Below are 6,337 nucleotides of genomic sequence, written 5' to 3' on the forward strand. Positions count from 1 at the left end.
GCCCGCGAGCACCGGCGGGCTGCGGGTGGCACGGCAAGCCGGAGCGGCAGCCATCGGCGAGGCTGACCGGGCACCACGGCGGCGAGCACCAGGAGACGCGAACGCGGGCCGCGCGTACAACCGGCACGCGGCGACAGGTGGCGGGAGCGACGGGGCCCCGTACGACGAACAGCCACGCCGGACGACGAGTCGGGGTCTACGAGCACGACGCGACGGCGAGCAGCAGCCGCCGGTGAACACCAGCGCCCCAGGGACGAACACGCACGCGGCGACAGCGCCAGGACAGCCAGGACGCACGGGCGCGCAACGGCCCGTCCGCGAGCCCGCGAGCACCGGCGGGCTGCGGGTGGCACGGCGAGCCGGAGCGGCAGGAGACGCGAACGCGGGGCGCGCGTACAAGCGGTGGCCTCGTCCGGGGCCGTGCCCGGGCCGTTTGGCGAGCCAGGCGAGGACGGGGCGGGGGTCGTACGCGGCCGGTGGTGGTGACCACCCGGTCAGGCGACGGGACCGACCGGGGCCGCGTGACGGAACATCGCGGAACGTACGATCGCTCGGCTACCGACAACTGAGAGGGCGACCACCATGGAGACGCCGTACAACATCGGCATATCCGCCACAGGCCCGCTCCCCCGCGGCTGGCACCGCGTGTGGTGGAAGGCGGAGAACGGCAAGACCAAGACCGTACTCGCCTGCGACTTCGACGTAGCGGTCCAAACCCAAGCCGCTCTCCAGCACACACTCGACGAGCCCGTCGCGATGGAGTCCTGGAGCGACGAAGAGAACGTCAGCCGCGCCTGAGAGGGCGCCGGACAGGCACACACCGCAACGAGCGCCAGGACAGCCAGGACGCACGGGCGCGCAACGGCCGCGCCCCGCCAAGGAGTTGGCCACACAGCACAAGCCGGACCAGGTGGACGGCGGCGAGCAGCCGCGACGAGCGGCGGGCGAGCCCGTACGACGAACAGCCACGCCCCACCACAGCCCAGGCCGCCCCGGGGCGAGGCACCGCGCACTCCCGAGCCCACGACGAGCTGTCCGTTCGTACGCGGGGCCGGGCTGGCTGCCTGGTTGTTGCGTTCGCTGCGGCGGGGTTCGTCGTCGACGCCACCGCACGCCAGGCTGGCCGTGCGTCGTGCCGGGCGCTGATGGTTCCGGGTTCTGGTTGTGGGGCTTTCTGGATGTCGACGTCCGCTTGTTGGGCCCCTAGTTCGCGGTGCCGGCCAACTGGCGGACCAATTCAAGCTGTTCGGGAGAAAGTGTGTCCCCGTCGGCGAGCAGCCAGGGACTGTTCTTTGTCTCCACCGTGATGCCGTCCGCGAGGCGGGAGACGGAGTCACTCTCGAGACGGCTGGGATAGCTGACGACAACCTGCCACTGCGGTTCGCGGATCTCATCGTCGTGAGCCAGCACGCGGGTCCAGAACCGGCACTCGTCGACGGTCAGGGCTTCGTAGCCTGGTTTCTTTTTCACCGTCAGGAGGACTCGGTCCGCGATTCCGGCGCCGACCAATCGCTGCCCTTGGGCGGCGGCGTTGGGCGGGATCGTGATGTACCGCATCGGTTCTGTTCAGCTCTCTCGGTAGGTGGGCACGACGGCGGCCCCTGCGCCGCGTCGACGGTACCGGGAGCACGGCGGCGCTCGGCACTGGAACCTGGCCCGGACACCAGCCGCCCGTGCGAGTCGCTTTCGTATCCCCCATCTTCTCGGGCCAGTTGCCGCTCAGAGCCAAGCCGAGCCCGGGTCCGGCACGAGGAAGAGGAACTCCCCCTGGCCCAACGCGAATCCGAACATGCCGCTCACGTCAGCCCCCACGCCCAGTACCGTCTCCCTCTCGGACGGCGTCATGAAGCCCTGCACGTCGCTGGTCCGCAAGACGCACTCCAGCACCGGCCTGAGCGCATCTCGGTCCATCACCTGCCGCCGCTGGCCCCGGCCTGTTACCGCCACGACCCCGAACTCATCCGCGCAGTTGGACAACTGCTGCACGTCAACGAACGGAGTGCGGTCCAGGACAGTGATGAGGTCCATGAGTTCCCCTCGACGGTGTCGGGCGGCCTTCCGGGCCATGTGAACGAAGCGCGTGGAGCGGACTCCGCACCCCTGTATTCACTAATTTACGTTCTAAATTGTCTATCGTCAATGCACGCGTACTAGAAAGCTCTTACGCGCACAGCTCCCGGACGCACCAGGGAGCACGGCAGCCAGTCGGGTGTCCGTAGACGGCGCACCGCCGGCGGACGGCAAGCGGCCGCCACCCGGGACAGCGAGGAGCCGGGCCGCGCAGGGCCCCGGCCCCGCGTGGGACGCGCCGCGAGCACGCGTCGAGGAGAAGACCGGGCGAAAGGCATCCGCCCGGCCGCGGCGCGGGCAGGCCCGGGGAGCGGAACAGCAAGGTGCCGACCGCGGCGCGGTCCGGCGCGGCGAGCTGTGGCGCCGGGTCAGGTGCGGGCTACATCCGCGATGGATTCGGCGGCCGGGCGGCCGCTGTCCGACCACGGCCACGGGCCCAGCCCGCCCGCAGCACGGAAGACGAGCACGGCGGCGCCGCCGGTGTCATGCGGCAGGCCGTAGACACGGCCACCGGCGACGGTCGCCAGAAGACGCGCCGCGTGATGCTCACAACCCTCAGCCCCCGCGTTGTCGCGGTCCAGCACGGTCACGAGCGGGCGGCCGGTGCAACCAGTTGGATCGGCCGGGTGAGCAGCAGGACAACGGGTGGTATCAGCGGAGCAGCGGGTCATCTCGTTCCCTTCGACCGGTCGCCGGCGGTCGGAGACGGGGCGGCCTCCGGGCGTGCAGAGCTTGCACATCACCCGGGTTCCCCTGCTTCCTCCACCAGCGCCGCAAGCTGTTCATCCGTGGGAAAGTCATCGAACGACTCGTTCGGCGTGAGGTCGTCCCCGCTGTCCGCGTCCGTCACGTCATAGCTGAGACCAGCCGCATCGCGCCAAGTGAGCCGCATGATCTCCAGACGCCGCCCGCCGATCTCGCGGGTGGCGACCCTCTCTGCAGAGGTGACCTTGTCTCCCATGATTTCCTCCATGCCGTCGGCAAGTTTCAGCACGCTGCGCCGGGGCGGCCTGCTCAGAGAGCGGAAATCGTCCCGGCGTCCGCCGGTGCGCCGGGCCCGGGGTGTGCGTGGATCACCTCGCGGATCTTCCTCACCGAGGGAGCGTCGTGCCACTGCGGGCGGTGAGGCGTCTGCGCGACGCCGGTGCCCGCCCGGCGGGCCGAGCCTGGCACGCAGTTCCAGGTCAGCCGGTAACACCACTTGGTGCCGCGGGCCGGCTCGTCTTCGGGTGTGAGGTCGCGTCCGACCAGCACGGCCAGCGCCATCTCCTCGCCCCCGGCGCGCGGGTTCCATGCCAACGAGGAACGCCATCCGTGGGCCTCGGCGTGCGCCACCAAGTCCGCGACGGTCTTCGGGACCTCCCAGCCCTCCGGCGTGAGAGCGGCCAGCTTGCGCTCAGCGACCGCCAGCTCGTTCTGCGTACGCTGGGCGATCGTCTTCCACTGGTCACGCTCCTGGTGCGCGACGGCTGCGTTCCACTCCGCGGTCCGCAGCCGGCGGAGGATTTCCACGGGTGACAGGTCGCGGTACTTCGCGAACACGCGCTTCTCATCGGCGTTCAGCGGCCTGTCGCGGAACTCCACGCGCTCCACGGAACCGTCGGGCCCGATGACCCTCTTCACCCCGGAGATCGGGTACTGCTCGGCGATGGCACGCCCTCCTTCTTCGTCTGCTCGATAGCCGCCCGGGCCCCGGCGCGGTGGCCGAGGTGGGGAGCGGCGGGGGTATCCGGGGCGGCGCCGCCGCCCCGGGGGCGGTCAGATTCGTGGGGCGTGCGCGGCCAGCGCGGCGGGCAGATGGCCGGTCCAGTTCCGGGTGTAGAGACCCTCCAGACCTGCGGGCGCGATCAGTCCCCAGGTGAAGGTGCCGGAGTCGGCGTAGAACTGCCCGCGGCGCCGGTGCGGGGGCATGTAGGGGCGCAGGATGCCGACGCCGTAGACCTCCAGCGTGCCCTCGTAGAACCCGTCGCTCTGCTCGTCGGTGGTGTCCGGCCCGTACCGGAAGAACTCGTCGTCGACGACGACGGCGAGGACGGGGCCGAGGTCGTCCTCGACGGGCCCGAACATGCTGTGCCACCAGGCAAGATCGGCCATCGCCTCGGCCCGGCTGGGGCGGGTGTTGCGGTAGCGGACGCCGTCGCGGTGGTCGGTGAACTCGTCGGTGTCGTGCAGCCACGCCTCGACCCGGCGCTGCGCGTACATGCCGACGCCGCTGTGGCGGCGGCGCAGGAACCCGAAAGGCTCGCCGTCAACGGTCACCGGGCACCGCTCGGTGCACACCTCGCAGGTGACGCCGACGTGGCGCAGGAACCGCTGCAGGCGCGGGAACCGCGCGAACCGCGTCGCGCAGTTGCAGCAGGTGTAGACCTCCCAGCGGGAGGGGGCGGCGACCGTGTCGTGGCGGCACCGCGGGCACTGGTACGCCTTGGCGCTGTACCAGTCGATGACCGGACTCATCGGACGCATCGCGCTTCTCCTATCCTACAGGACGGCCTCTCCGCCCTCGCATTAACTAATTTACTTGCCTGTGCGCCTTTGTCAATTTTTACGTGTCCTTCGGACTCACGCCCGTGCCCAGGCGCCTACGGATTCGCACGGTAGTTGTCGTGTTCGCAGAGCAGTTGTCGTGCAGCGACTGCTACGGGTAGATGCGCGGGTCAGGGGTGGCCATCACCGGCGGTGGGCGCGCCGGCCGCCAAGTAGCCTGCGAATCCTCCGCCAGAAGCTGTGCAACGCGAGGAGCGAGCCCGCAGCTCAGAACAACCCCACACGACAACTGCCGCGCTCACTCACAGCGCCGCACCCGCCGCCGGCCAAACCGCCAGCCGGGGAGCGGGCGCCGGGCACGGGCGACCCGGGTCAGCGGGTGAGGAGGTGAATATGGGTGTGCAGCGTGCTGCCGGTGGCGTAGCGGGCGTAGGCGCGACCGCTGAACCGGTGGTAGGTGACCTTGGCGCTCGCGCGGCGGGTCAGGACGCCTTCCAGCGTGGCGCGCAGGTCGGACGGGCGGAGGCGGACGGGGTGCGCGGCGTCGTGGAAGGTGCCGCAGTCGTCGCCGAGGAAGGACTGCGTGCGGCCCAGGCGGGCGGTGTAGAGGAGCGCTCCGGACGCCGGGACCAGGGACAGTTCGCGGACCTGCTGCGCGGAGGTGCACGCCGTCCCCGGCAAAGGCGCGGTCACCGGCGGCAGGAAGGGAACGAGCAGCCAGCCCTCCTCTTCCCGGGCCAGGAGTGCGCGCGCCTCGTCGTCGGTCCGCGGCCCGGCCTGCCCGGCCGCGGGGAACTCCTCCCACACGCCCGGGGTGCGCAGGCCCCGCCGCCAGGTGGCGCCGTGCGGGGCGCGAAGGCTGTCGCCGTCCGTGAAGCGCAGCGGGGCTGCGGCAGGGGCGCGGCCCATCAGTGGGCGGGGGCCGGGGTGACGAGCTCGACGTGGGCGAACACCACAGTGCCCTCGGCGTAGTGGTCGAACCCGCGCTCGCCGGTGTGGAGGGTGAACCGGTAGGTGCCCGGGGTGACGTCGACGACGGTGTACTTGCCGAGCTGCTCCACGTCTCCGCCCTTGGCCTTCCAGTCCTCCACGTCGGCGATCGAGTATGCCCACAGCGCGGTGTCGATCCGCGCCAGCTGCGTCTCCTCCGGCAGGGAGGGGACGTCGGTCTCGTCGATGACCGGGGCGGCGATGAGGTAGGAGTCCGGCTCGTCCGTGCGGTACAGGCCGGGGCAGGTGTTGAACACCGGGCCGAAGGCGCAGCCGAGCGCCGCCATCGCCTCTACGACCTGCGCCATCCCGAGAGCGGTGTTGTAGCTGGCGCCCGCGTCGAAGTCGACGTCGTAGACGGCGCGCAGGTCGTCGGTGACGATCATCTGCCCGGACGGCACCTCCAGGGTGACCTGCGTGGTGATGCCGCCCGGGAAGGGGCACGGGTTCTGCACGTGCACGGCCCCCTCACCCACGGCGTAGACCGGCGCCTGGTCGCAGTCGGCGCAGCGGGAGTGAGCACCGGTCACCATCACTTCACCGAAGGAAGACTCGAACGCCGTCACCTCCTCCACGCGCTTGGGGAGCAGCGCGTGCCCGTTGGACACCAGAGGCAGCTTCTCGACCGTCACCAGGACTCCTCACACTGACGGGTACGGGGCGGGGCACAAATCCCCATGCACTAATTTACCTAACTAAGTGGCTTCCGTCAATATCTGCGAGATAATCCGTCCGCACACCGGTCCGTCCACCGGCCCCGGGACCCGCAGAGCACCACGACCCGATCCGG

The 6,337-nt window shown here is 70.6% G+C and carries 10 protein-coding genes; 2 read left to right on the forward strand and 8 right to left on the reverse strand.

All coding sequences use genetic code 11. The annotated features are described in order from the left end of the window. Both AN218_RS37380 and AN218_RS02650 read left to right on the forward strand, forming a co-directional pair. Positions 1–236, forward strand: a 236-nt coding sequence (locus AN218_RS37380) for a hypothetical protein (RefSeq protein WP_216311709.1), incomplete at its 5' end; no start/stop codon positions are given. A 346-nt stretch (positions 237–582) separates the two neighbouring features. Continuing rightward, positions 583–798 (forward strand): hypothetical protein, encoded by a 216-nt coding sequence (locus tag AN218_RS02650; RefSeq protein ID WP_070014928.1) that lies wholly within the window; start codon positions 583–585, stop codon positions 796–798. Between the two features lie 405 nt (positions 799–1,203). Here AN218_RS02650 and AN218_RS02655 read toward each other — a convergent pair whose 3' ends face one another. The 8 genes from AN218_RS02655 to AN218_RS02690 form a co-directional block, all read right to left on the reverse strand. Further along, the gene (locus AN218_RS02655) at positions 1,204–1,557 is read right to left on the reverse strand and encodes a hypothetical protein (protein ID WP_070014930.1); all 354 of its coding nucleotides are present in this window, start codon (positions 1,555–1,557) and stop codon (positions 1,204–1,206) included. 162 nt (positions 1,558–1,719) lie between these two features. After that, complete coding sequence (locus AN218_RS02660; protein WP_070014932.1) at positions 1,720–2,028, reverse strand: hypothetical protein; 309 nt, start codon at positions 2,026–2,028, stop codon at positions 1,720–1,722. A 410-nt stretch (positions 2,029–2,438) separates the two neighbouring features. Beyond that, positions 2,439–2,660 (reverse strand): hypothetical protein, encoded by a 222-nt coding sequence (locus tag AN218_RS02665; protein WP_107421334.1) that lies wholly within the window; start codon positions 2,658–2,660, stop codon positions 2,439–2,441. Between the two features lie 149 nt (positions 2,661–2,809). Then, positions 2,810–3,064 (reverse strand): hypothetical protein, encoded by a 255-nt coding sequence (locus AN218_RS02670; RefSeq protein ID WP_244900222.1) that lies wholly within the window; start codon positions 3,062–3,064, stop codon positions 2,810–2,812. Between the two features lie 20 nt (positions 3,065–3,084). Beyond that, complete coding sequence (locus AN218_RS02675) at positions 3,085–3,693, reverse strand: hypothetical protein (protein ID WP_070014934.1); 609 nt, start codon at positions 3,691–3,693, stop codon at positions 3,085–3,087. Between the two features lie 135 nt (positions 3,694–3,828). Continuing rightward, entirely contained in the window at positions 3,829–4,536 is a 708-nt protein-coding gene (locus tag AN218_RS02680; protein WP_070014936.1) for a hypothetical protein, read from the reverse strand. 393 nt (positions 4,537–4,929) lie between these two features. Next, positions 4,930–5,466 carry a hypothetical protein gene (locus AN218_RS35145; protein ID WP_070014939.1) on the reverse strand — a complete coding sequence of 179 codons (537 nt, stop codon included), beginning with the start codon at positions 5,464–5,466 and terminating at the stop codon, positions 4,930–4,932. Continuing rightward, on the reverse strand, positions 5,466–6,179 hold the full coding sequence (locus tag AN218_RS02690; protein ID WP_070014941.1) for a hypothetical protein: 714 nt from the start codon (positions 6,177–6,179) through the stop codon (positions 5,466–5,468). Before AN218_RS02690 ends, AN218_RS35145 begins: the two co-directional genes overlap by 1 nt. Between the last annotated feature and the right edge of the window lie 158 nt (positions 6,180–6,337).

The organism is Streptomyces nanshensis (assembly GCF_001751255.1).
Classification (GTDB): Bacteria; Actinomycetota; Actinomycetes; order Streptomycetales; family Streptomycetaceae; genus Streptomyces; species Streptomyces nanshensis_A.

What these genes read in the sequence shown, in the direction of transcription:
- AN218_RS35145 (WP_070014939.1), bottom strand. Translation starts at nt 5,466, where the DNA reads ATGGGCCGCGCCCCTGCCGCAGCCCCGCTGCGCTTCACGGACGGCGAC.
- AN218_RS02650 (WP_070014928.1), top strand. Translation starts at nt 583, where the DNA reads ATGGAGACGCCGTACAACATCGGCATATCCGCCACAGGCCCGCTCCCC.
- AN218_RS02680 (WP_070014936.1), bottom strand. Translation starts at nt 4,536, where the DNA reads ATGCGTCCGATGAGTCCGGTCATCGACTGGTACAGCGCCAAGGCGTAC.
- AN218_RS02655 (WP_070014930.1), bottom strand. Translation starts at nt 1,557, where the DNA reads ATGCGGTACATCACGATCCCGCCCAACGCCGCCGCCCAAGGGCAGCGA.
- AN218_RS02660 (WP_070014932.1), bottom strand. Translation starts at nt 2,028, where the DNA reads ATGGACCTCATCACTGTCCTGGACCGCACTCCGTTCGTTGACGTGCAG.